General features: G+C 71.9%; 23 protein-coding genes and 1 riboswitch. Of the genes, 6 read left to right on the top strand and 17 right to left on the bottom strand.

The features are described from left to right. Positions 1-90 precede the first annotated feature (90 nt). Genes DAE25_RS07150 through DAE25_RS07140 form a run of 3 tightly spaced genes read left to right on the top strand, consistent with a single transcriptional unit; the run spans position 91 to position 1,276 of the window. On the top strand, positions 91-414 hold the full coding sequence (locus DAE25_RS07150; protein WP_107765537.1) for a hypothetical protein: 324 nt from the start codon (positions 91-93) through the stop codon (positions 412-414). Positions 415-453: 39 nt separating this feature from the next. Then, the gene (locus DAE25_RS07145; protein WP_107765536.1) at positions 454-666 is read left to right on the top strand and encodes a hypothetical protein; all 213 of its coding nucleotides are present in this window, start codon (positions 454-456) and stop codon (positions 664-666) included. Positions 667-682: 16 nt separating this feature from the next. Next, the gene (locus DAE25_RS07140) at positions 683-1,276 is read left to right on the top strand and encodes a GNAT family N-acetyltransferase (RefSeq protein WP_107765535.1); all 594 of its coding nucleotides are present in this window, start codon (positions 683-685) and stop codon (positions 1,274-1,276) included. Positions 1,277-1,306: 30 nt separating this feature from the next. Here the strand turns inward: DAE25_RS07140 and DAE25_RS07135 are convergent, their stop codons facing one another. From DAE25_RS07135 to DAE25_RS07125, 3 genes are read right to left on the bottom strand one after another with little or no spacing between them, the layout of a single operon-like run. Next, a complete protein-coding gene (locus DAE25_RS07135; RefSeq protein WP_107765534.1) occupies positions 1,307-2,989 on the bottom strand; it encodes an ABC transporter permease in 1,683 nt (560 codons plus the stop codon). Further along, complete coding sequence (locus DAE25_RS07130) at positions 2,986-3,876, bottom strand: ABC transporter ATP-binding protein (protein WP_107765533.1); 891 nt, start codon at positions 3,874-3,876, stop codon at positions 2,986-2,988. The genes DAE25_RS07135 and DAE25_RS07130 overlap by 4 nt, the downstream gene beginning before the upstream one ends. A 39-nt stretch (positions 3,877-3,915) precedes the next feature. Next, positions 3,916-4,611, bottom strand: coding sequence for a sulfotransferase domain-containing protein (locus tag DAE25_RS07125; RefSeq protein WP_107765532.1), 696 nt, complete (start codon positions 4,609-4,611; stop codon positions 3,916-3,918). Positions 4,612-4,646: 35 nt separating this feature from the next. On the opposite strand from DAE25_RS07125, the gene DAE25_RS07120 reads away from it, so the two are divergent. Next, positions 4,647-6,167 carry a TldD/PmbA family protein gene (locus DAE25_RS07120; protein WP_107765531.1) on the top strand — a complete coding sequence of 507 codons (1,521 nt, stop codon included), beginning with the start codon at positions 4,647-4,649 and terminating at the stop codon, positions 6,165-6,167. Beyond that, a complete protein-coding gene (locus tag DAE25_RS07115) occupies positions 6,167-7,549 on the top strand; it encodes a metallopeptidase TldD-related protein (RefSeq protein ID WP_107765530.1) in 1,383 nt (460 codons plus the stop codon). The genes DAE25_RS07120 and DAE25_RS07115 overlap by 1 nt, the downstream gene beginning before the upstream one ends. Before the next feature lie 6 nt (positions 7,550-7,555). On the opposite strand, the gene DAE25_RS07110 is transcribed toward DAE25_RS07115, so the two are convergent. The 14 genes from DAE25_RS07110 to DAE25_RS07045 all read right to left on the bottom strand — a co-directional run bounded on the left by DAE25_RS07110 (position 7,556) and on the right by DAE25_RS07045 (position 20,978). Further along, positions 7,556-7,921 (bottom strand): hypothetical protein, encoded by a 366-nt coding sequence (locus DAE25_RS07110; RefSeq protein WP_107765529.1) that lies wholly within the window; start codon positions 7,919-7,921, stop codon positions 7,556-7,558. Positions 7,922-8,037: 116 nt separating this feature from the next. Further along, complete coding sequence (locus DAE25_RS07105; protein ID WP_107765528.1) at positions 8,038-9,393, bottom strand: serine hydrolase; 1,356 nt, start codon at positions 9,391-9,393, stop codon at positions 8,038-8,040. After that, the gene (gene gcvP / locus DAE25_RS07100) at positions 9,390-12,239 is read right to left on the bottom strand and encodes an aminomethyl-transferring glycine dehydrogenase (protein WP_107765527.1); all 2,850 of its coding nucleotides are present in this window, start codon (positions 12,237-12,239) and stop codon (positions 9,390-9,392) included. Before gcvP ends, DAE25_RS07105 begins: the two co-directional genes overlap by 4 nt. A 69-nt stretch (positions 12,240-12,308) precedes the next feature. Then, a riboswitch (glycine riboswitch) is annotated at positions 12,309-12,409 on the bottom strand. Positions 12,410-12,722: 313 nt separating this feature from the next. Continuing rightward, positions 12,723-13,313 (bottom strand): MerR family transcriptional regulator, encoded by a 591-nt coding sequence (locus DAE25_RS07095; protein WP_056889195.1) that lies wholly within the window; start codon positions 13,311-13,313, stop codon positions 12,723-12,725. Between the two features lie 164 nt (positions 13,314-13,477). Beyond that, positions 13,478-13,963, bottom strand: coding sequence for a bifunctional nuclease family protein (locus DAE25_RS07090; protein ID WP_107765526.1), 486 nt, complete (start codon positions 13,961-13,963; stop codon positions 13,478-13,480). A gap of 43 nt (positions 13,964-14,006) precedes the next feature. Beyond that, positions 14,007-14,705 carry a transcriptional regulator FtsR gene (gene ftsR, locus DAE25_RS07085; protein ID WP_107765525.1) on the bottom strand — a complete coding sequence of 233 codons (699 nt, stop codon included), beginning with the start codon at positions 14,703-14,705 and terminating at the stop codon, positions 14,007-14,009. A 66-nt stretch (positions 14,706-14,771) separates the two neighbouring features. After that, positions 14,772-15,302: an FHA domain-containing protein gene (locus tag DAE25_RS07080; RefSeq protein ID WP_107765524.1), complete on the bottom strand. Its 531-nt coding sequence runs from the start codon at positions 15,300-15,302 to the stop codon at positions 14,772-14,774. 157 nt (positions 15,303-15,459) lie between these two features. Beyond that, positions 15,460-15,846, bottom strand: a complete 387-nt coding sequence (gcvH, locus tag DAE25_RS07075; RefSeq protein WP_056889199.1) for a glycine cleavage system protein GcvH — start codon at positions 15,844-15,846, stop codon at positions 15,460-15,462. A gap of 36 nt (positions 15,847-15,882) precedes the next feature. After that, positions 15,883-16,659, bottom strand: coding sequence for a DUF881 domain-containing protein (locus DAE25_RS07070; protein ID WP_107765523.1), 777 nt, complete (start codon positions 16,657-16,659; stop codon positions 15,883-15,885). Next, positions 16,652-16,984, bottom strand: a complete 333-nt coding sequence (locus DAE25_RS07065) for a small basic family protein (RefSeq protein WP_056889201.1) — start codon at positions 16,982-16,984, stop codon at positions 16,652-16,654. The genes DAE25_RS07070 and DAE25_RS07065 overlap by 8 nt, the downstream gene beginning before the upstream one ends. Next, positions 16,981-17,874 carry a DUF881 domain-containing protein gene (locus DAE25_RS07060; protein ID WP_107765522.1) on the bottom strand — a complete coding sequence of 298 codons (894 nt, stop codon included), beginning with the start codon at positions 17,872-17,874 and terminating at the stop codon, positions 16,981-16,983. The genes DAE25_RS07065 and DAE25_RS07060 overlap by 4 nt, the downstream gene beginning before the upstream one ends. After that, positions 17,855-18,475: a CDP-alcohol phosphatidyltransferase family protein gene (locus DAE25_RS07055; RefSeq protein WP_056889203.1), complete on the bottom strand. Its 621-nt coding sequence runs from the start codon at positions 18,473-18,475 to the stop codon at positions 17,855-17,857. The genes DAE25_RS07060 and DAE25_RS07055 overlap by 20 nt, the downstream gene beginning before the upstream one ends. Before the next feature lie 54 nt (positions 18,476-18,529). Then, entirely contained in the window at positions 18,530-19,594 is a 1,065-nt protein-coding gene (locus tag DAE25_RS07050) for a hemolysin family protein (protein WP_107765521.1), read from the bottom strand. Then, the gene (locus DAE25_RS07045) at positions 19,587-20,978 is read right to left on the bottom strand and encodes a hemolysin family protein (RefSeq protein ID WP_107765520.1); all 1,392 of its coding nucleotides are present in this window, start codon (positions 20,976-20,978) and stop codon (positions 19,587-19,589) included. Before DAE25_RS07045 ends, DAE25_RS07050 begins: the two co-directional genes overlap by 8 nt. Before the next feature lie 230 nt (positions 20,979-21,208). On the opposite strand from DAE25_RS07045, the gene DAE25_RS07040 reads away from it, so the two are divergent. Then, positions 21,209-22,750 (top strand): sulfatase family protein, encoded by a 1,542-nt coding sequence (locus tag DAE25_RS07040; protein ID WP_107765519.1) that lies wholly within the window; start codon positions 21,209-21,211, stop codon positions 22,748-22,750. The last annotated feature ends 49 nt before the right edge of the window (positions 22,751-22,799 follow it).

Raw genomic sequence — 22,799 nt, 5'->3', positions numbered from 1 at the left:
TCGAAGCCTGGCGTCCGCGCACGCCGGGACGGAGCAACACCTCGCCCCGATTCGCGGGCGAGTGACCCGATCGGATGGGAGGGTGCTGCCATGCCGATGGACGAGGACGAGACGACCCCGCCGCCCGGGTCCCGGGACAGTGAGCACGAAGGATCCTCGATGTTGCTGCGTGTGGTGGGGATGGCTTCCCTCGTGCTGTGCGCGCTCACCGTCTATTTCGCTGCCGCGGCGGAGTACCTCGATGAGACGGCGTTCGCTGCGGCGGATCACGCGTTGGTGCGCGGGCTGCGGGTCGTGGCCGGGGCGTGCGCCGTCGCTGGCTTCATCGTCGGCACCTGGGTCCTCACGCGGCGGGACGAGGCGATCATGCGGGCGCAGCAGGCTGCGCGGGATGCACAGCGTCCCAGCGTCTGAGCCCTCGCACCTGTCGAGCTGCGTGGAAGGATGCGGACCGTGGACAGATCGGGCATCCTCTTCGGGCTTGCGTTCGGCATGCTCGGCATCTGGGCGCTGGGCGAATCAGCCTGGCTGGCAACGGGCTGCTTCGTGGTGGCCGCGCTGTACGTCGCCACGGCCTTCTCCCGTCGCCTGGACGAGTTCCTGCGCGGCCGGATACGCAGGCACCGCCCTTCGTCAACCCTCGATCGGTCTCGTAAGTCCGGCTGACGACTAGGGTCGCGGCATGCCCGAATTCACCTGGCTCCCGGCCAACCACGCAGCGACGGAGGACGTCGAGGCGGTCTTCGCCACGGGTGGCGCCCACAAGTGCCGGTGCCAGGCGATGAAGGTGCCGGGCTGGATCTGGCGCGACACCACGCAGGAGCAGCGGGACACCGCGCTGCTGGAGCAGACCGCCTGCGGCACCGCCGGACCCACGTCCGGGCTGATCGGGTACGTCGACGGCGAGGCGGCCGGTTGGGTCGCGGTCGAGCCGCGGGAGAACTACCCCCGGCTGTGGAGCCGGAAGCAGGCGTGGATGCGGATGGACCCCGAGCTCGAGGGCGTCTGGTCCGTCACGTGCTTCGTCGTACGCCCGGGCATGCGCCGGTCGGGGCTGAGCTACGAGCTCGCCTCGGCCACCGTCGAGTACGGCGAGCAGGTCGGCGCCCGCGTCCTCGAGGGCTACCCGATCGAGCCACCGCCGGGCAAGACCGTCATCTGGGACGAGGCCTCGGTCGGGCTGGTGCAGGTCTTCCTCGAGGCCGGGTACGAGGTGGTGGCCTCGCCCACCCTGCGGCGGCGTGTGGTGCGGCGACACATGGTCGCGGACGCCTGACCGTGGCGACGACTGTCGGCGGACGGCGCGTCAGCCGCTGACCGCGTCGCGCCGGCGGTATCCCCACAGGCCCGCAGCACCCAGTGCAGCCGCGACGACGAGGAGCAGGACGAACGGGACGACGTCGAAGTCGTCGACGGGCACCGCCGCCAGGTGCCAGTACGGCGAGAGGGCCTGTACGGCGTCCGGCAGGTCCAGGAGCTGACCGAGCATGACCTGCAGCGCGACGAGTGCGACGGCCGCCCACGCCAGGCCGGTCGCACGCGGCAGGAGTCCGTGCAGGGCGAGGGCGAACGCGCCGAGGACGAGTGCGCCGGGCAGGTAGGACATCTGACCGGCGACCTGCGGAAGCACCTGGTCCCACTCCCCCGCCCCGACGGCGTACCCGACGGCGAGGCCCAACCCCATGAGGACGGTCAACGTGGTGATGGCGAGGGTGGTCACGACGGCGGTGGCTGCCAGCCAGGTCGTCCTGCTGACGGGTGTCGCGAGGACCGTCTCGGCGCGCCCGGTCTCCTCCTCGGTGCGCAGCCGCAGGACGGAGGTGACGACGAAACCGCACGAGATGACGGCCATGAACACGAAGATGTAGGCCAGGAACGCGTCGACGAGCGCGTCCTCGGCGTCTGCCGACCCGCCGACGATGTCCGCCATGTCGGGGTTGGAGGCGATGAGGTCGGGGATGGTGGGGATGACGGCGCCGTAGAGCAGGCCGAGCAGGACGAGGCCGATGGCCCACCCGATCACCAGTCCCCGTTGGACGCGCGCCACGAGGCCGAACGGCGTGTGCAACAGCCGCCCCGCGCGCTCGTGACCGGGCCGGGTGTCCAGGAGCCCACCCCCGAAGTCACGACTGGCGGTCAACCAGCCGGCCAGTCCCAGCAGGAGGGCAGTGGCCGCCAGCAGCAGCACCGCCGGCCACCACCGCTCGTGGCCGAAGGCGTCCATGCGCTGGGACCAACCGAACGGTGAGGCCCACACCAGGGCGTTGTCCTCCATCGCCCCCACCCCTCGCACGAGGTACCCGACCGCGACGGCGGCGCCGGCCAGTCCGAGCGCCCCGCGCGCGGAGGTGGACACCTGCACGGCGACCAGCGTGACGGCGGTGTACACCACACCGAGGAGTGCGAGACCGGCACCGTAGGTCACGCTGCCGTTGACGGCCAGTCCGGCGGCGAGCATCGAGAGCGTGGTGATGGTGGCCAGGAGCAGGGCTGCCGCAACGCCGTAGACCAGGCCCGCGAGCGTGGCCGCGTGGCGTCCCACCACGGTCGACCGCACCAGCTCGGCGCGGCCCGACTCCTCCTCGGCTCGGGTGTGGCGCACGACGAGGAACATCACCATCAGGCAGATGCCCAGCTGTGCCACCTGCGAGATCTCGTTCGCGACGATGCCGCCGAGCGTGTCCAGCCCGGCCTGTCGACCCGACATCAGGTAGTTCACCGGGCTGGCGCCGACGGCCCGGGAGTAGCCGGCGACCTTCTCCGGCGTGTCGTAGAGCGGCGGTACGGCGAGGGCGCTGGCGACGATCGTGCCGCCGAGGCCGACCAGCCAGAGCGGCAGCCGTACCCGGTCCAGCCGGAGGATGAGTCGCAGCAGGTGCCCGACGCCGGTGAGCGCGGAGGTGCTCGGGTCCGCCGGTGAGGGTCGCTTCGCATGCCGCGACCGGGTCGATGTCGGATCGGCCGCCGCGGCTGACGCGCGCGGGCTCATGCGCGCACCTCGTCGCCGTACTGGCGCAGGAACAGCTCCTCCAGCGTCGGGGGGTGCGCGGCCAGCGAACGGACCCCCAGGGCCGCGAGCGCGCTCACGGTCCCCTCGAGGTGGTCGGAGTCCACGTCGAAGGTGACCCGTTCCCCGCGGAGCTCGACCTCGTGGACCCCCGGCAGGGCCGCGATGGCGGTCGCGGGTCGGTCGGTCTCCGCGATGACGGTCGTGCGAGTCAGGTGCCGGAGCTCCGAGAGGGTGCCGCTCTGCACCACCCGTCCGGCGCGGATGATGCTGATCCGGTCCGAGAGCGCCTCGGCCTCGGCGAGGATGTGGGAGCTCAGCAGCACGGTCGCCCCCTCGCCCTTGAGCTCGAGGACCGCCTTCTGGAACTCCGCCTCCATCAGGGGGTCCAGCCCCGAGGTCGGCTCGTCCAGCAGGTAGAGGTCGGCACGGCTGGCGAGTGCGGCGACCAGCGCCACCTTCTGCCGGTTGCCCTTGGAGTAGGTGCGCGACTTCTTCGACGGATCCAGCTCGAACCGCTCCACCATGTCGGCGCGCCGCGACTCGTCCAGGCCACCACGCATCCGCGCCAGCACGTCGATGACCTCGCCGCCGGTCAGGCCCGGCCACAGCGACACGTCACCCGGGACGTAGGCGAGCCGACGGTGCAGGCGGGCGGCGTCGTGCCACGGGTCACCGCCCAGCATCAGGGCGCTTCCCGAGTCGGTGCGCAACAGGCCGAGCAGGACGCGGATCGTGGTGGACTTACCCGCGCCGTTGGGGCCGAGGAAGCCGTGCACCTCGCCCTCCTCGACCACCAGGTCCAGGTGGTCGAGGGCATGCGTGGCGCCGAAGGTCTTGACGATGTCGCGGAGCTCGATGACGGCCATCGGTCAAGTGTGACAACGTTCGATCCCGCCGACCAGCGGTCAGCGCTGCAGCGACCACGACGACAGGTCGAGCTCCCAGTCGTCGGCCAGCCGACCGACCTGCGGGCGGTAGAGCACCTCCAGCGACTCGACGAGCCCGTCCGGCGGCTCCCAGGCGGCGTGGCTGCTCGAGCGCGACGGACGGTCCACGTCGGTGAGGGCCACCGGAGCGAGCCCGAGCCGGGCCCACACCGCGTCCACCGCGGCCTGGGGCGCGCGGCGTACGGACTCGTAGACCATCACCACCATCCGCTCGCGACCCACGTGGTGCGCCCACATCGCCAGCTGGTCGGCGTAGAAGCCGCTGAAGCCCTGCACGGTGATCGGCACCGGGTAGGGCCACGGGGAGGTCGCCCGCGTGGCCGCGAGGCGCATCGCGGAGAGGAACCGCTCCACCGGGTCGCGGAGCAGCACGAGCACCGGCGAGTCCGCGCTCAGCAGGCGCGCGGCGGTGGCCGGTGCGGACGCGTGCCGGAGGTACTGCGGGGTCCACTCCCCCCGTCGTACGCCGTCGTCGGGGAACAGGTCGAGGTAGTCCGACGCGGGGACGAGACCGTCGCCGACCTTGTGGAGCAGGTGCTGCTCCTTCTTGCCGTTGGTCCCGAGGCCGACCTCCGGGTGCTGGGTCAGCAGGTCGGTGAACCATGTCGTCCCCGACCGCTGGGCACCGATGCCGAGCCACGCCGGTGTCGTCATGCGGAGCACCCTAACGGCTCCGATAGGTTCGCCCCATGAGTGCTCCCGGCCTCGACCCGACCTTCGCCGCCCTCCCCTACCGCGACCTCGGGGACGTCGCGCTCGGCCGGGCCCGCGAGCTCGGGGCGACCCACGCCGACTTCCGCTTCGAGCGGGTCCGCTACCAGTACCTCGGCGCCCGCGACGGCGTCCTGCAGACCGCGATGGACACCGAGGACCTCGGGTTCGCGGTGCGCGTGATCCACCGTGGCGCCTGGGGGTTCGCCTCCGGCGTCGTGCTGACGCCGGAGGAGGCGCGACGGATCGCGGAGACGGCGATCGCGGTCGCCGAGGTCGCCTCCGGCATGACGACCACCCCGGTGGAGATCGCCCCGGAGCCCGTCCACGACGACGTCACCTGGATCTCGGCGTACGACGTCAACCCGCTCGACGTCCCGACGGCCGACAAGGCGGCGGTGCTCGTCGACTGGACCCGCCGGCTCCAGTCGCACGCGAGCGTCGGGCACGCGTCGTCCTCGCTGCAGCAGGTGCAGGAGAACAAGTACTACGCCGACCTGGCGGGCACCCGCACCACCCAGCAGCGGGTGCGGATGATGCCGGGCTTCGAGGCGATGGGCTCCGACGAGCGCACCGGCGTCTTCGACTCGATGGCCTCGCTGGCGCCCCCGGTCGGGCGGGGCTGGGAGTACGTCACCGACGGCACGTGGGACTGGGACGCCGAGATCGCCGAGGTCCCCGAGCTGCTGGCCGCCAAGCTGGCCGCCCCGAGCGTGCAGGCCGGCACCTACGACCTCGTCATCCACCCGTCCAACCTCTGGCTCACCATCCACGAGTCGATCGGCCACGCCACCGAGCTGGACCGCGCCCTGGGCTACGAGGCCAACTACGCCGGCACGTCCTTCGCGACGTACGACAAGCTCGGCACGCTGCAGTACGGATCTCCGGTCATGAACGTCACCGGCGACCGCACCCAGCCGCACGGCCTGTCCACCGTCGGCTTCGACGACGAGGGCGTCGAGACGCGGTCGTGGGACATCGTCCGCGACGGCGTGCTGGTCGGCTACCAGCTCGACCGGTCGATGGGCCACATGAAGCCCGAGCTCCACGACGGGCGCTCCAACGGCTGTGCGTACGCCGACTCGCCCGGCCACGTCCCCATCCAGCGGATGGCCAACGTCTCCCTCCAGCCGGCCCCGGACGGCCCGAGCACCGACGAGCTCATCGGTCGAGTGGAGCGCGGCATCTACGTCGTGGGTGACAAGTCCTGGTCGATCGACATGCAGCGGTTCAACTTCCAGTTCACCGGCCAGCGGTTCTACGAGATCCGCGACGGCCAGCTCGGCGGACAGCTGCGCGACGTCGCCTACCAGGCCACGACCACCGACTTCTGGGGCTCGATGGAGGCCGTCGGAGGACCGGACACCTGGGTGCTCGGCGGCGCCTTCAACTGCGGCAAGGCCCAGCCGGGCCAGGTCGCCGCGGTCAGCCACGGCTGCCCGACGGCGCTCTTCCGCGGCGTACGCATCCTCAACACGAACGACGAGGCAGGCAACTGATGTCGACCACCGTGACCCCCCAGCAGCTGGTCGAGCACGCGCTCGCCACGTCCACCGCCGACGACTGCGTCGTGATCGTCCGGGCGTCGAGCAGCGCCAACCTGCGCTGGGCCAACAACACGCTCACCACCAACGGCGTGATGGTCTCCACGGAGGTCGTCGTGGTCTCCTTCGTCGGTGCCGCCACCGGCTCCGTGTCGGGGTCGGCCAGCACCACCGGCCAGGTCACCGCGCTGGTCGAGGCGGCGGACGCCGCCGCCCGGGCAGCGGCACCCGCCGAGGACGTCGCCGAGCTGGTCGCCGACCGCACCAGTCCCGACTGGGACGACGTCCCCGAGCAGACCGACATCCACGTGTACGACGCGTTCGCGCCGGCCCTCGGCGAGGCGTTCGGGCAGGCGACGGCCGCCGACCGGGTGCTCTACGGCTTCGTGGACCACGAGCTGGTCACCACGTTCCTCGGCTCCTCGCGGGGACTCCGGCTGCGCCACACCCAGCCCACCGGTCACTACGCCTGCACCGCCAAGACGGCCGACCTGAGCCGCAGCGCCTGGGTCGGCGGCGCCACCCGCGACTTCGCCGACGTCGACGCCCTGGCCATGGCCGACCAGGTCGCCACCCGCCTCGGGTGGGCGAAGCGGCGTACGGACCTCCCGGCCGGTCGCTACGACACCATCCTCCCGCCCAGCTCGGTGGCCGACCTGATGGTCGACGCCTACTGGGGAGCCGGCGCCCGCGTGGCGCACGAGGGCGAGTCCGTCTACAGCCGGCGCGGCGGCGGCACCCGCATCGGCGAGCGGATCGCCCGCCCGGGCGTGCACCTCTACTCCGACCCTGCGTACGCCGCCCTGGCCTGCGCGCCCTTCAACGTCGCGAGCTCGTCCGACAACACCGAGTCGGTCTTCGACAACGGCCTGCCGCTGGAGCGCACCGACTGGATCCGCGACGGGGAGCTGACCGCCCTCCTCCAGACCCGGCACTCGGCGGCCATGACCGGTCAGCCCGTCACGCCGATGGTCGACAACCTGGTGCTCGAGGTGGACGGCGGCACCGGCTCGGTCGAGGACCTGGTCGCCGGCATGGAGCGCGGGCTGCTGGTGACCTGCCTGTGGTACATCCGCGAGGTCGACCCGCAGACCATGCTGCTCACCGGGCTCACCCGCGACGGCGTCTACCTCGTCGAGGGCGGCGAGATCACCGGTGCCGTCAACAACTTCCGCTGGAACGACAGCCCGGTCGACCTGCTCTCCCGCTTCACGGCGGCGAGCGCGACGGTGCCGAGCTTCAGCCGGGAGTGGGGCGACGACTACTTCTCCCGGACGGCGACTCCAGCCCTGCGGATCCCCGACTTCAACATGTCGAGCGTCTCGCAGGCGCAGTAGCTCTCCTCAGTCGAGCAGCACGACCAGGACGCCCTGCACGACGTTGAGCAGCACGAACGCAGACGCCAGGCCGACCCCGATCCACATCGGGACCCGGCCACCGCGGTTGCCCTCCTGCTCGGCCCTGCGGGCGAAGAACACCGACAGCAGCGCCGGTGCCACGAAGACGAGCAGGGCGGGACCGGCCGCGGCCACCATGAGCCACACCGGCGCCTCCTCGGCGCTTCCGGTCTCGTGCCCGAGCAGGGTGGCGAGTCCCTCGCCGACGGCGAAGGCGCCGAGGAATGCAAACGGGAACAGCGCCAGCGACCACCACGCCCGTCGGACGTCACGGACACCGGCCTCGGGCGCACGCACACGGACACCGGTCATGACGCACCTCCTGGGTGGGCGAGGGACGGATTGCCTCACTCCCAGCGTCCGCCCACGGCGGCGCCCGGACCAGAGCCGAACGCCGTCACCCCGCGTGACGGAAGCCCCGGACCGACTCAGTCGAGCGGAGGGTGACCACCCGGGATCGGCGCACCCGGCTCGTAGGGCTGCCGGGTCAGGATGAACGTGCCGACGTCGAGGTGCGAGACCGAGCCGTCGTCGCGGCGTACGACGTGCAGCTCCTCCCCCGCGTGGTAGCCCTTCGTCCCCACGATCCGCCCGTCGACGTCGGCGAAGCGCCACATCTCGACGTGCCGACGGCGAGCCACGAGGTCGCCGCCCTCGCAGGCGAGGACGTAGGGCGTCGCCCCCCAGTGCCACACCCCGAGGGCGTCGGTGAAGGACGCGGGGACCGCGTCGTTGGGCCGCCACACCGGAGGCAGGGTCGGCTCGCAGCGCTCGAGCTCGTCGAGGAGTGCGGCGCCGAATGTCGCCACCGGCACCCCACCGGTCGCGTTGACGAGGCCGACGACACCCGTACGACGGGCCCGGTCGACCAGGCAGATCGCGTGGAAGCCGGGCATCGATCCGCTGTGGCCCACCAGCGTCCCCGCACCCCCGGGGAAGATCTGGAACCCCAGCCCGTGCGCGTAGCGCAGGCCCGCGGGCTCCTCCCCCGACTGCGGCGTGAAGGCCTCGGCCAGGCGCTCCGTCGGGAGCACCTGGTCGTGTCCCTCGAGCAGGAACGTGCAGTACGTCGCCAGGTCGCCCACCGTGCTCCACACCTGGCCGGCCGGCGCCATCGCGGCGGTGTCGGGCAACGGCTCGGGGATGAGGGTCTGGGCGTAGGGGTGCACCGACCAGCCGGCCGCGTGGGCGCCGGAGGCCTGGTAGGACGTGCGGGTCATGCCGAGCGGTGTCAGGATCCGCTCCTCGACGGCCTCCCACCACGTCCGGCCGCGCAGCCGGGCGACGACCTCACCGAGCAGCCCGTAGCCGAGGTTGGAGTAGTGGAACTGCCGGTCGGGCTCGAAGGCCGGTGTGCTCCCGTCGTTGGCGCTCGCCAGCTCCTCGAAGGTCCCGCCCTCGGTACGCTCCCACCACGACCCGGCCGGCTCGGCCTGGAGCCCGCCGCTGTGGGCGAGAAGCTGGCGGATCGAGCGGTCGGCGTAGCCGACCTCACCCAGCACGTCCGACGCCGGGGCGTCCAGCGACAGCAGCCCCTCGTCGACCAGCTGGAGCACCAGCACGGCCGTCAGGGTCTTGGTGATCGAGCCGACCTTGTACTGCGTGTCGGTGACCTCGCCGGGCACGTCGCCCACGCCATCGGCCCAGGCCAGGGCGCCGTCGCGCACGATGCCTGCGACGATCGAGGGCACCTGACCCTCGGACTGCGTCGTGGCCAGCCGCCACCGCAGGCGCCGGGCGGTGTAGGGGGTGACGAGGGCGCCGGCCGGGTGGGTGCCGCTCATTCGGCGAAGGCCTCGGGCGGCGGGCACGCGCACACCAGGTTGCGGTCGCCGTACGCCTGGTCGATCCTGGCCACCGGCGGCCAGTACTTGTCGGGGTCGACACCGGTCGGGAAGACCCCGACCTCCCGGGAGTAGGCGCGGTCCCACTCGCCGACCATCGCCCGCGCGGTGTGCGGGGCGTGGCGCAGCGGTGAGTCCTCGGGGCTCCAGGTGCCGGCCTGGACCTGGGCGATCTCCTCGCGGATGGCGATCATCGCGTCGCAGAACCGGTCGATCTCGGCGAGGTCCTCGGACTCGGTCGGCTCGACCATCAGGGTCCCGGCGACCGGGAACGACATGGTCGGCGCGTGGAAGCCGTAGTCCACGAGCCGCTTGGCCACGTCGTCGACGCTGACACCGGACTCCTTGGTGAGGCCGCGCACGTCGAGGATGCACTCGTGCGCGACGAGGCCGCCGTGCCCGCGGTAGAGCACCGGGTAGTGCTCCTCGAGGCGGTGCGCGACGTAGTTGGCGCTCAGCACCGCGGCCGCCGTCGCCCGGGTGAGGCCGGGTCCGCCCATCAGCCGGATGTAGGCCCACGAGATCGGCAGGATGCCCGCCGAGCCGTACGGCGCCGCGCTGATCGCGCCGATGCCCTCGCGCTTGGCCTCCTCCGGGTGCATGGGGTGCGAGGGGAGGTGGGGCGCGAGGTGCTCGCGCACCGCGACCGGGCCGACGCCGGGCCCGCCGCCGCCGTGCGGGATGCAGAAGGTCTTGTGCAGGTTGAGGTGCGACACGTCGCCGCCGAACTCACCCGGCCTGGCGTGGCCGAGCAGCGCGTTGAGGTTGGCGCCGTCGACGTAGACCTGGCCACCGTGGCCGTGCACGATCTCGCACAGCTCGGTGATGGTGTCCTCGTAGGCACCGTGCGTCGACGGATAGGTCACCATGATCGCGGCCAGGTCGTCGGCGTGCTTGTCGCACTGGGCCCGCAGGTCGTCGAGGTCGACGGTCCCGTCGTCGGCACCCTTGACCACCACGACCTTCATCCCCGCCATCACCGCGGAGGCGGCGTTGGTGCCGTGCGCGGACGACGGGATGAGGCAGACGTTGCGGGCCTCGTCGCCGCGCGCGCGGTGGTAGCCGCGGATGGCCAGCAGGCCCGCGAGCTCGCCCTGGGAGCCGGCGTTGGGCTGGATGGAGACCCGGTCGTAGCCGGTGACCTCGGCGAGCCAGCCCTCCAGCTCGTCGACGAGCTGGCGGTAGCCGGCCGCGTCCTCGGCCGGGGCGAAGGGGTGCAGGTCGGCGAAGCCCGGCAGGCTGATCGGCTCCATCTCGGTGGTGGCATTGAGCTTCATCGTGCAGGAGCCGAGCGGGATCATGCCGCGGTCGAGCGCGTAGTCGCGGCCCGAGAGGCGGCGCAGGTAGCGCAGCATCTGGGTCTCGCTGTGGTGGGTGCCGAAGACCTCGTGCGTGAGGTACGCCGTCGAGCGGCGCAGGTCGGCGGGCAGGCCGTCCGGCACCTCGAGGTCCACCTCGGGAGCGGCCACGCCGAACGCCCGGAGCACGCCGGAGACCGTGGACGGCGTCGTGCACTCCGAGGTGCTGATGCCGACGCGGTCGGCGTCGACCAGCCGCAGCTGCAGCCCGAGGCTGCGGGCGCCCGCCACGACGTCGGCGGCCCGACCGGGCACCACGGCGGTGACGGTGTCGAAGAAGGTGTCGTTGTCGAGCGCCACTCCCCCGGCACGCAGGGCGGCCGCGATGCGGGCGGCGAAGTGGTGGGTGCGCTGCGCGATCTGCCGCAGACCCTCGGGTCCGTGGTAGACGGCGTACATCGACGCGACCACGGCGAGCAGCACCTGCGCGGTGCAGATGTTGGACGTCGCCTTGTCGCGGCGGATGTGCTGCTCGCGGGTCTGGAGGGCGAGGCGGTAGGCCGGACGGCCCTCGGCGTCGACGGAGACGCCAACGAGGCGCCCGGGCAGGTGCCGCTCGAGGCCCTCGGCGACGGCCATGTAGCCGGCGTGCGGGCCGCCGTAGAACAGGGGGACGCCGAAGCGCTGCGACGAGCCGACGACCACGTCGGCACCGAGCTCGCCGGGCGCCTCGAGGACGGTCAGGGCGAGCAGGTCGGCGGCGACGACGGCCAGCGCGTTGCGCTCGTGGGCGGCGTCGATGACCGGTCGCGGGTCGAGGACCCGGCCGGAGGCGCCGGGATACTGCACCAGCACGCCGGACAGCTCGCCGTCGGGCAGGCCGTCGGACAGGTCGGCGACGACGACGTCGATGCCCATCGCCTCGGCGCGGGTGCGGACGACGTCGATGGTCTGCGGGAGCGCGTCCGCGTCGACGACGAACGAGCCGGAGGCCTTGCGGTTGCCGCGGCGTACGAGCGTCATGGCCTCGGCGGCCGCGGTGCCCTCGTCGAGGAGCGACGCGTTGGCGGTCGGCAGCCCGGTGAGGTCGCCGATGACGGTCTGGAAGTTGATGAGGGCCTCGAGGCGACCCTGGGAGATCTCCGGCTGGTACGGCGTGTAGGCGGTGTACCAGCTCGGGTCCTCGAGCACGTTGCGGCGGATCACCGGCGGGGTGATGGTCGCGTGGTAGCCGAGGCCGATCATCGCCTCGGCGGGCCGGTTGAGCCCGGCGATCCGGCGCAGCTCACGGGCCGCGACGTCCTCGGTCAGGGCGGGCGGCAGGTCGAGGTCGGCGCCCGCGCGGATGCCGCCGGGGACCGCGGCCTCCATGAGTGCGTCGAGGCTGTCGAAGCCGAGCTCCTTGAGCATCACCTCGACGTCGGGCTCGCGCAGCCCGATGTGGCGCTCGACGAACGGCGCGGTCGTGAGGTCGGACGGGTCCGTCATGGAGGCTCCCTGGTCGAAGGTCAGCGGGCCTCCCCCTCTGTCGTCCCACGGTCGGGACTCCAGAGCTGCCTGGTCCGCACGGTCCGGGTGCCTGAGAGGTTCCGGGGAGGAATTGCCCCTTCGGCGCTTGCCCGGCCGGAGCCGGGCGAAGACTCTCCCGTGCGGGATCATCAGCAGGTCTGAATCTACCAGCGTGTTGTCGCACGTCTCAGTCGGCGGCGCGGTGTGGTGTCAGACCGGTCCTGCCGCGGCCGTCCGCCGGGCCGGATGGGCCGGGGAGGCGGCGAGCGCAGGTGGCGGGATCCGACAGTTCGACCGACCGGGCATCCGTCGTACGCCGCCAGTCATCGTCGGCCCCGATGGTCCGGGCCGTCGCCCCGCGCGCCACGCGCTGGCGTGGATCGCGCAGACGCCCCCGGACACGTACGACGGGCCCGGAGCGTCTGCTCCGGGCCCGTCGTCGTGCCTGTGGTGGTGGTGCGCTCAGCCGGTCTGCCGTGCGGCCCGGCGAGCGGCCAGCTCGTCGCTGGGCGACGGAGCCTCCTCGGCGGTGCGCTCGCTGGGCAGCTCGGCGAGGGTGCCCTCGATCTCGCGCCACACGCCGCCGATGGCGATGCCGAAGACGCCCTGACCGCCCTGGAGGAGATCGATGACCTCGTCGTTGCTGGTGCACTCGTAGACGCTGGCGCCGTCGCTCATCAGCGTGACGCGGGTGAGGTCGTCGGTGCCGCGCTCACGCAAGTGGGCGACCGCGGTGCGGATCTGCTGCAGCGAGATCCCGGCGTCGAGGAGACGCTTGACGACCTTGAGGATCAGGATGTCGCGGAAGGAGTAGAGCCGCTGCGTGCCGGAGCCGGAGGCGCCACGGACGGTGGGCTCCACGAGGCCGGTGCGGGCCCAGTAGTCGAGCTGGCGGTAGGTGATGCCGGCGGCGTTGCAGGCCGTGGGCCCGCGGTAGCCGGTGTCGCTCGGCAGCGGGGAGACGTCGTCGGTGAAGAGCAGGCCCTGCTCGTCGGCCTTCTCGACGGCGTGGGCTGCCTCGGCACCCACGCGGTCCTGCTCGTTCTCGTTCACAGCCACGGCGACCCTCCAACGGTCTTCACCCGCTGGGCGTAACTCCGGGGAAGGCAGCTGCGGGGAAGGGCAACCACACGGGTGGAGTTACAGCGGAGGACTTCACCGTATGCCTGTGGTGGAGGGTGGTCAATCGTGGTCGCGGCGTGTCGCAACCCTCAACCTCAGGCTGAGGGTGAGGATCCCGGCTGCTCGAAGTCCTCCGGGGAGACGTGGTCGAGGAACTCGCGGAAGGCCTCCACCTCGTCCTCCTGCTCGGCGGGGACGGCGAGGCCGGCCTCGTCGAGGACTCCCTCGGCACACACGATCTTGGTGCCGGTGCGCAGCGCCAGGGCGATCGAGTCGGACGGCCGGGCACTCACGACCTGGCCGGACTCGAAGACCAGCTCGGCGTAGAAGACGCCGTCCTTGACGTCGGTGACGCGCACCTCGGTCAGCGCCTGGCCGGTGGCCTCGAGGACGTTCTTCATGAGGTCGTGGGTGAGGGGCCGCGGGGGTACCACGCCCTGCTGGGCAAAGGCGATCGCGGTCGCCTCCACTGCCCCGATCCAGATGGGCAGGTAGCGCTCGCCGGATGCCTCACGCAACAGCACGATGGGCTGGTTGGAGGGCATCTCGACGCGGACTCCGATGACGTCTACTTCGCGCACACCATCACCCTACTCCCGGTCCAAGACCCACCGGCGCGGGCGGTCAGCGACGCCGCAGGCCGGTCTTGACGAGGGTCGCGTGCAGCCGCACCGAGAGGGCGGCGATCTCGCTCACCGCGTCGGCCGCACGGCCGCGGGCGCCGGCGTCCCGGCCCCGCTCGAGCGGCGCGACGACCTGCTCGACGAGTCCGACCTCACGGTCCGCCGCCGTCTTGAACGCCCGCAGGTGTCGCGGCTCGAAGCCGAAGTCGGCGAGCTCGCGGGCCGTCTGGGCGACCACGAGCGCATCCGTGTCGTAGTGGCGCGTCCCGGTGCGCGGTGCGATCAGGCCGAACTGCTCGAGCTGGGTGAGCAGCTCGTCGGAGACCTCCGCGATCTTGAGCAGCTCCATCCGCGAGAGGCGGACGTCGCTGGTGCGCGCGAAGGACGCAGGCGACGGCATGCCGTCGGCGGCCAGGGCCACCTGCGGCACGGTCGGGACGACGCCCTCGATCGGCGGCGGCTCGAGGCCGCGGTCGATGGCGTCGAGGTGCTCGCCGATGACCTTGAGCGGCAGGTAGTGGTCGCGCTGCATGCGCAGGACGTAGCGCAACCGGTCGACGTCGTCGGAGGAGAACTTGCGGTAGCCGGCGGGCGTGCGCTCCGGCTTGATCAGGCCTTTGTCCTCGAGGAAGCGGATCTTGGGGATGGTGATCCCGGGGAAGTCACCGCGCAGCTGCTCGAGGACCTGCCCGATGTTCATCCGGCCGCGTGGGACCGCCCCGGACGCTGGTCCCGAGGACGCCGGAGTGGAGGAGACCGACACCGGTCAGCTGCCCGCGGCGCCGGAGAAGAACACGAGTCGGTACTTGCCGATCTGGACCTCGTCGCCGTCGGTCAGCTGCACCGAGTCGATGCGGTCGCGGTTGACGTAGGTCCCGTTGAGGCTGCCGACGTCGCTGACCGTGAAGTCGTTGCCGTTGCGGCGGAACTCCGCGTGACGGCGGGAGACGGTGACGTCGTCGAGGAAGATCTCGCTCTCGGGGTGCCGGCCGGCACCCACGAGGTCGGCGTCGAGGAGGAAGCGGCTGCCCGCGCTGGGACCGCGCTGGACCACGAGGAGCGCGTGCCCGGCAGGGAGCGCGTCGACCGCGGCGGCGTCGACGGGGCTCAGCTGTCGGTCCGACGACTCGGTGCTCGGCACCCCGAACGTGATGGTCGCGGTCGCGTCGCCGGCGGCTCGGCCGGCATCGGCGGGCGCGGCGCCCGCCTCGTCGGCGGCCACCAGTCGGGTCCCGCACTGGGCGCAGAATCGCGCGTCGTCCGGGTTCTGCTTGCCACAGGCGGTGCAGAACGGCATGGAACCCTCCTCGGGGGCTGAGACCTGGTGGAGCTGACGGGATGATCGGGACCGCAACCCTCAGGCAGGGCCTGAGGTTGACGGTTGCGACGAACCTACCAGCCGATCGTGTGCCCGCAACGGCGGATCACACGAGTCGGTGGACGGTCGGGGACCCTCAGCCCTCGAGCCCGGCCTGGTAGGCCGCGGCGTCGAGCAGACCCTCGACCTGGGAGGCGTCGGACGGCACGAGCTCGAACAGCCAGCCGGCGGCGTACGGGTCGTTGTTGACCAGCTCGGGGGTCGCGTCGAGGGACTCGTTGCGGGCCACGACCTCACCGGTCAGGGGCGCGTAGACGTCGCTCACGGACTTGGTCGACTCGAGCTCGCCGCAGGTGTCGCCACCGGTCACCTGGTCCCCCACCTCGGGGAGCGACACGTAGACGATGTCGCCGAGGGCGTCCTGTGCGAAGTGCGTGATCCCGATGCGGACCGAGCCCTCCGCCTCGCCGGGGATGCGCACCCACTCGTGCTCGCTGGTGTACTTCAGGTCCTCGGGATACACGCTGTCTCCTCGGTTGCTGGTCGGTGCACAGGCAGGTTACTGGCCCGTGTCGGCTTCGGCGTTGACGGGTCGCACGAACTCGCGGACGCTCTCGATGTCGATCGACTCGAGCTCCTCGACCTCCACCGTGGCGCCGTCGTACTGCTCGAGCGTCTCGATCGGGCCGCCTGCGAAGGAGAGCCCGCCGTTGAGCGAGTGGGGGTCGCCGATGACCTCGATGACGTACGGCGGCTCGAGCAGGTTGCCGTCGAGCTCGATGCCGCCCACGGCCTCGTTGAACGAGCTCTGAGCCACCACCCGGTACTGGTCGTTGAACTCGATGGCCTCCGCATCGGCGGTGCGCATCTCCTGCACGATGTCCAGCAGGGACCCCACGCTCACCGGGCCGGCACCCTCCTCGATGGTGATCCGGATGCCCGGGCCCGTGACCGGCACCAGGCCGGCGAGGATGTTGAGGGTGCGGGCCCGCTCCTGGGTCTGGGACAGCGCGGCCTCGCGGCTGGTGTTCTCGGACTGGAGCTCGTCGCGCGTCTGCTCGAGACGGTCCCGTTCCCGGCGCGCGCGCTCGGCGGTGCCGGTGAGGGCGTTGAGGATCTCGATGAGGTCCTGCTCGCGCAGCCCCGCGTAGGTGTTGTCCTGCTCGGTGTTGCGCACCTGCACGATGGCCGTGAAGCCGAGCACCGCGAGCAGGATGGCGACCACGACCTGGGCGCGGGACCCGTGGCGCAGGGTGGACGCCAGCCGCTTGCGACCCGCGTCCTCGTCCTCCGGGCTCGGGCGCGCCTCGTGGCGGGGCTTCGGCTGCTCAGGCATGGAAGAGGTGGCGCCGGATGGCGGCGACGTTGGAGAAGATGCGGATGCCGAGGACGACGACCACCCCGGTCGACAGCTGGCTGCCGACACCGAGCTTGTCGCCCATGTAGACGATGGCGGCGGCGATGACGACGTTGCTGATGAACGACACGACGAAGACCTTGTCGTCGAAGATCCCGTCGAGGAAGGCCCGCAGGCCCCCGAAGACGGCATCCAGCGCGGCCACCACGGCGATGGGCAGGTAGGGCTCGAGGCCCAGCGGCACGTCGGGGGCGAAGACGAGCCCGGCGAGCACGCCGAGGAGCAGTCCGAGCGCTGCGATCACGGCGTGACCTCCTCCTCCGTCTTGCTCGGGTTGCCCGAGGTCCCCTCGGTGACGTCGCGCAGGGTGCGCAGCGTGCTGGCCGGGAGTCGCACCATGTTGACATTCTCGGCCTCGTAGCCGAAGCCGAGGCCGTTGACGAGGCCGAACCACGCCTGGCCCTGGCTGGTCTCGAGCAGCCGCGCCTGGAGGGTCGCGTTGTCGCCGATCGCCTCCACGACGTACGGCGGGGTCAGCGGCTGGCTGTTGACGTGGATGGCGCGCCCGGTGTTGCGGATGCCGGCCAGGGACGTCAGCCGGACGCCGTTGATCGCGATCGCCTCGGCCCCGGCCTGCCAGAGGCCGTCCACCAGTGTCGCGAGGTCCTCGTCGCGGACCTCGTCGTTGGGGTCCTCGCTCTGCGGGTTGGTCACGGTGATCCGGACGCCCTCGCCGCGCACCGGGACGAAACCGGTGCGCACCTCGAGGCGGCGTACGCGGGTCTCGAGGTCGTCGGACTGGGCGGCCAGCGTCTCGTTGCGCTCCTCCGCGGCGAGTCGGGCGTCCGAGAGGGTGCGGATCTCGCGCTGCAGGTCGGCCACCTCGTCACGGCCGGCGTCGATCTGGGAGATGAGCGTGGCCCGGCCGAGCTCCTGGACGTCGGCGTCTCGCGAGGTCTGGACACCGGCGACGGCGACGAGCAGGCCGAAGGCACCCACGACGGCCAGCGTCGTCCAACCCCGGCGCGACGAGCCCGTGGACCCGCCGCCGCGCTCCGCCTTGCGGTCGGCGACGTGGGCGTAGTCCTCGTCCATCGAGCGCGTCGTGATGAGCGCGAGCAACGGCGTCGTGACGTGCTCGGGCAGGTCACGCGGTCGCTCCGGGGCGGACTGGTCAGGCATCGCGTCGCTCACGGGGTGGTCGTCGCTCCGTGTCACGCAGCAGCATGCGGACCTGCCAGGCGTAGAGCACGCCAGCCCACCAGTAGAGGCCGATCCCCCAGAACGCGAAGGCCCACCCGAAGACACGGGCGAGCATCGGGATCGCCCCTTCGCCGTCTCCCAGGAGCAGCAGGGGGAAGGCGTAGAGCAGGTTGAACGTCGCGGCCTTGCCCAGGAGGTGCACGGGCAGCGCGCTGTAGCCGCGGGTGCGCAGGATGGGCACCAGGCCCCACAGCAGGAGGTCGCGCAGCGGCAGGATGATCGCCACCCACCACGGGATGATGTCGCGCAGCGCCAGCCCCACGACGACCGCCAGGATGTAGAGGCGGTCGGCCACGGGGTCGAGGATCTCCCCCAGCGCTGAGTGCTGGTCGAGCCTGCGGGCGAGGTAGCCGTCGAGCCAGTCGGTGACCCCCGAGACCATGAGCAGCACCAGCGCCAGGGCGTCGGCCTCGGGGACCAGGACGAGCCAGAGGAAGACGGGCACTCCGGCCAGCCGGACCATGCTGAGCAGGTTGGGGATCGTCCACACGCGTGAGCGGTGGGTCTGCTCCTGCACGGAATCGCCTGCCATCGGGTGAGTCGGGATCAACTGGATCACCCTATCCAGCGGTGGTGGTGCAGGAGGTCACGACTCGACCGCCGTGGCCCCGGCCTCGTGGTGCGAGCCGTCCCGGATCACGCCGACCAGCTCCTCGAGGACGTCCTCCAGGGTGACCAGGCCGAGCACCTCGCCGTCGCGTCGTACGACGCGGGCCATGTGGGCGCCCCGCAGCTGCAGGCTCTCGAGGGCCTCGTGGAGCAGGTCGTCGGGACCGACCGTCGCGAAGGGTCGGACCCACTTGTCGTCGATCGGCCGCTGGCGACGCTCCTCGTCGCTCTCCAGGACGTCCTTGATGTGGAGGTAGCCGAGCAGCTCACCCTCGGCGTCCGCGACGGGGAACCGGCTGAAGCCGGTGGCCGCGCAGATCGTCTCGACGTCCGCCGCGGTGGACCCGCGGACGACCGTGGACAGCCCCTCGACCGGCATCAGCACGGTCGTGACCGTCTTCTCGGTGAAGCCGAGGGCGCCGGCGAGGCGGTCGTACTCGTCGGCGGCGATCATGCCCTCGCCGCGCGACTCCTCGACCAGGGCCGCGACCTCCTCGCGGGTGTAGCTCGAGCTGACCTCGTCCTTCGGCTCGATCCGGATCAGGCGCAGGATGCCGTTGGCGGCGACGTTGAGCAGCAGGATGACCGGCCGGAGCACCGTGACGACCACCATCATCGGCGGACCGAGCACCAGCGCGGCGCGGGTGGGACCGGCCAGGGCGATGTTCTTGGGGACCATCTCCCCCAGCACGACGTGCAGGTAGACGACGATCGACATGGCGACCACGAAGGACACCGGGTGCAGGGCCGCATCGGGCACCCGCATCGTGTGGAAGAGCGGCTCGAGCAGGTGCGCGACGGCGGGCTCCCCGACGGCACCGAGGCCCAGGGAGCAGATGGTGATGCCGAGCTGGGCGCCGGCCATCACGAGGGAGACCTGCTCCATCGCGCGCAACGCGGTGCGACCGGCCCGCGAGCCGGCCTGGGCGAGCGGCTCGATCTGGCTGCGCCGGGCCGAGAGCAGGGCGAACTCGGCCCCCACGAAGAACGCGTTCAGGGCGAGCAGGACGACGGCGACCGCCACGCCGGTGAGGTCACCCACGGTCGGTCACCTCCCCCGTGGTCGTGCCGGACAGGTCGTCGGACAGCTCGTCGAGCGTCACCAGCCGCAGCTCGAGGCGATCGATGCGCAGGCCGTCCATCCGCTCGACGGTGAGCGTGGCGAGGTCCTCGCGCGGCTCGTCGGGGTCGGACCGGTCCGGCACCGGCACCTCGACGCGGTCGCCGGCCTGCGGGATCTTGCCGAGGCGCTGCATGACGAGCCCGCCGATGGTGTCGTAGTCCTCGTGGTCGGGCAGCTCGATGCCCGTGGCGTCCTCGACCTCGTCGGGCCGCAGCAGGCCCGACAGGCTCCAGGCGCCGTCGCGGCGCTGGCGCGCCCGGGCGCCGAGGCGGTCGTGCTCGTCGGAGATGTCCCCGACGATCTCCTCCACGACGTCCTCGAGCGTCACGATGCCCGCGTGGCCGCCGTACTCGTCGAGGACGATGGCCATCTGGAAGCCGTCGCCGCGCAGCAGCGCGAGCAGCGGGTCGAGCCGGAGGCTGTCGGGAACCACGGTCGGCTTGACCATGATGTGCTTGATGCGGGTGGTCGCACGCTCGTGGACGGGCAGTGCGACGGCGTGCTTGACGTGGACGGTGCCGACCACGGTGTCCTCGGCGTCGAGCACGGGGAAGCGGGAGAGGCCGGTCTGCCGGGCCAGCTCGATGACGGCGCTCGCCCGGTCGCCCTCCTCCACGGTGGTGGTGCGGACGCGGGGGGTCATGATCTCGCCGGCGGTGCGGGTGCCGAACTCGACGCTGCGCTCCATGAGCTCGGCGGTCTCGTGGTCGAGCGTGCCCTGGTCGGCGGACCGCTGCACGAGCGAGGCGAGCTCCTCGGAGCTGCGGGCGGAGCGGAGCTCCTCCTGGGGCTCGATGCCCATCCGGCGCACGAGGGCGTTGGCGGAGTTGTTGAGCACCCGGATTGGCCAGCGCGTCACCGCGGTGAAGCCACGCATGAAGCCTTGGGTGGCGCGCGCGGTCTCGAGCGGCTTGGCCAGGGCGAGGTTCTTGGGGACCATCTCGCCGAAGAGCATCGTGAGGATGGTGCCGAGGGTGAGGCCGATCGCCACCGAGATGGGCGACACCCACCCCCCGGGCACGCCGGCGGCCGTCAGCGGGTCGCGCACCAGGGTCGCGATGGCCGGCTCGGCCAGGAACCCGACGGCCAGGTTGGTCACCGTGATGCCCACCTGCGCCCCGGAGAGCTGGGTCGACAGCGTCTTGAGGGCGTTCTGGACACCCGCCGCGGCGGCGTCGCCACCACTGGCGGCACGCTCGACGGTGGCCCGGTCGACGGTGACGAAGGAGAACTCCGCCGCCACGAAGAGCCCGCAGATCGCGATCAGGGCGAGCGACACGAGCAGGAGCAGCCAGGGGGTCACGACGCGCCCCCGGGAGCACGGCGCGGACGCTCGGGCGAGATCAGGAAAACGGTCGTGCGGCGACTTTGATAGCCGTCCATGGGGGTCTGTGGACGCCCTTCCATCCGGGTGCTGGCAGTACTACGAGATCAAGCCTAAGCGACACCTGCCCACATCGCCGCGTCGCTTTGGGCGAGGGCCACCGGGCCCCCTACTCTGGGGCACTCGGATGGGGGCGACCAAGGGACACCATGCAGGCGTGGATGCGGAGCGGGACGGCTGTCCTGGCGGCGACGCTGGTGGTCTGCTCGGCCGCGGCAGGCCTGGCCCGCTCCTCCGAGCCGGTGTCCGGCGTCGTACCCGTCGCATCGGGGACCGACCGCCTCCCCGTCACCGCTGACGACGGTCCGGTCTCGCGCGGCGGCACCCGCGACACCCGTCCCAACGTCGTCTTCGTGATGACCGACGACATGCGCGACGACGACCTGCGGTGGATGCCCGAGACCCGGCGCCTCATCGCCGACCGCGGGCTGGACTTCACCGACGCCGTCTCCCCCCACCCCCTCTGCTGCCCCGCACGGGCCGAGCTCGTCACCGGGCAGTACGCCCAGAACAACGGCGTCCAGCACAACGCCGGTCCCTTCGGGGGCTTCCAGGCCCTGGACCCCACCCACGAGGTCAGCTCGTGGTTCGGCCGGGCGGGCTACCAGACCGGCTTCGTCGGCAAGTTCCTCAACGGCTACACCGCCGCGGACACCCGCCCGTCCGGGTGGACCCACTGGGACGCCCTGGTCTCCGGGGTCTACGACTACCTCGACTTCTCGTTCGCCGACGACGACGCGAGCCCCGCGGTCTTCGAGGACAGCTACGTCACCGACGTGATCGCCGAGCGGACCAACGACACGGTCCGCCGGTTCGCCCGCCGGGACGAGCCGTTCCTGCTCTACTCCTGGCACCTCGCGCCGCACTACCGCCTCGACGGGGGCAAGCCCGTCCCACCGCCGAGCGCGCCCCGCGACGCCGACCGCTTCGCCGACGCCATGCCCCCCTCGCTGGAGGACCCGTCCTTCAACGAACGGATGGTCCTCGACCAGCCCCGCCCCTTCCGCAGCCGGCGTGAGGCCGACCCGCAGGTGGTGATCGAGGAGCACCGTGCGCGCCTGCGGGCCCTGCAGTCCGTCGACCGCGCGGTCGCCTCCCTCGTCGACACGCTGCGCGAGACCGGCGAGCTCGAGAGCACGGTCATCGTCTTCACCTCCGACAACGGCTACTCGCTCGGGGAGCACCGCTTCATCGGCAAGAACGTCCTCACCGACCCGGCCCTCCAGGTGCCGCTGCTGGTCCGGGGACCCGGCATCGCGCCGGGCACCACCTCCGAGCTGCCGGTCACCCTGGTCGACCTGCCGGCGACCTTCGCGGCCATCGCCGGGGCGTCGCCGTCGTGGGCGGTCGACGGCACCTCCGTGGTGCCGACCCTGCGCGGGCTCGACCAGCCGTTCCGCGACACCACCCTCGTGCAGACCGGTGACGACGGGGGCGACGGGTGGGCCTACCGGGGCGTCCGCACCGATCGCTACCTGTACGGCGTCAACGGGGCCGACGCGTTCCTCTACGACGACGACCTCGACCCGGACCAGCTGGTCAACCGCATCGACGACCCGGCGTACGCCGCCGTGGCTGCCGCCCTCGAGGAGCGTCGCAGCAGGTTGATCACTTGCGCCGGCTGGCTGTGCAACCAGACGTTCGGCGCCCTGCCCGATCCCGGCACACCGCCGACCGGTCAGGATCAGTAGTCCGTTCGGGCCATCTCGGACCAAGGGATCTTTACCTTGGTAACAACCG

It is taken from the genome of Nocardioides terrigena (genome assembly GCF_003047265.1).
Lineage (GTDB): Bacteria > Actinomycetota > Actinomycetes > Propionibacteriales > Nocardioidaceae > Nocardioides > Nocardioides terrigena.
Note: the sequence above shows the minus strand (reverse complement) of the source record. Positions and strands in the feature narration are given on the sequence as shown.

What these genes read in the sequence shown, in the direction of transcription:
- DAE25_RS07150 (WP_107765537.1), top strand. Translation starts at nt 91, where the DNA reads ATGCCGATGGACGAGGACGAGACGACCCCGCCGCCCGGGTCCCGGGAC.
- DAE25_RS07140 (WP_107765535.1), top strand. Translation starts at nt 683, where the DNA reads ATGCCCGAATTCACCTGGCTCCCGGCCAACCACGCAGCGACGGAGGAC.
- DAE25_RS07135 (WP_107765534.1), bottom strand. Translation starts at nt 2,989, where the DNA reads ATGAGCCCGCGCGCGTCAGCCGCGGCGGCCGATCCGACATCGACCCGG.
- DAE25_RS07130 (WP_107765533.1), bottom strand. Translation starts at nt 3,876, where the DNA reads ATGGCCGTCATCGAGCTCCGCGACATCGTCAAGACCTTCGGCGCCACG.
- DAE25_RS07125 (WP_107765532.1), bottom strand. Translation starts at nt 4,611, where the DNA reads ATGACGACACCGGCGTGGCTCGGCATCGGTGCCCAGCGGTCGGGGACG.
- DAE25_RS07120 (WP_107765531.1), top strand. Translation starts at nt 4,647, where the DNA reads ATGAGTGCTCCCGGCCTCGACCCGACCTTCGCCGCCCTCCCCTACCGC.
- DAE25_RS07115 (WP_107765530.1), top strand. Translation starts at nt 6,167, where the DNA reads ATGTCGACCACCGTGACCCCCCAGCAGCTGGTCGAGCACGCGCTCGCC.
- DAE25_RS07110 (WP_107765529.1), bottom strand. Translation starts at nt 7,921, where the DNA reads ATGACCGGTGTCCGTGTGCGTGCGCCCGAGGCCGGTGTCCGTGACGTC.
- DAE25_RS07105 (WP_107765528.1), bottom strand. Translation starts at nt 9,393, where the DNA reads ATGAGCGGCACCCACCCGGCCGGCGCCCTCGTCACCCCCTACACCGCC.
- gcvP (WP_107765527.1), bottom strand. Translation starts at nt 12,239, where the DNA reads ATGACGGACCCGTCCGACCTCACGACCGCGCCGTTCGTCGAGCGCCAC.
- ftsR (WP_107765525.1), bottom strand. Translation starts at nt 14,705, where the DNA reads ATGAACATCGGGCAGGTCCTCGAGCAGCTGCGCGGTGACTTCCCCGGG.
- DAE25_RS07080 (WP_107765524.1), bottom strand. Translation starts at nt 15,302, where the DNA reads ATGCCGTTCTGCACCGCCTGTGGCAAGCAGAACCCGGACGACGCGCGA.
- DAE25_RS07070 (WP_107765523.1), bottom strand. Translation starts at nt 16,659, where the DNA reads ATGCCTGAGCAGCCGAAGCCCCGCCACGAGGCGCGCCCGAGCCCGGAG.
- DAE25_RS07055 (WP_056889203.1), bottom strand. Translation starts at nt 18,475, where the DNA reads ATGGCAGGCGATTCCGTGCAGGAGCAGACCCACCGCTCACGCGTGTGG.
- DAE25_RS07040 (WP_107765519.1), top strand. Translation starts at nt 21,209, where the DNA reads ATGCAGGCGTGGATGCGGAGCGGGACGGCTGTCCTGGCGGCGACGCTG.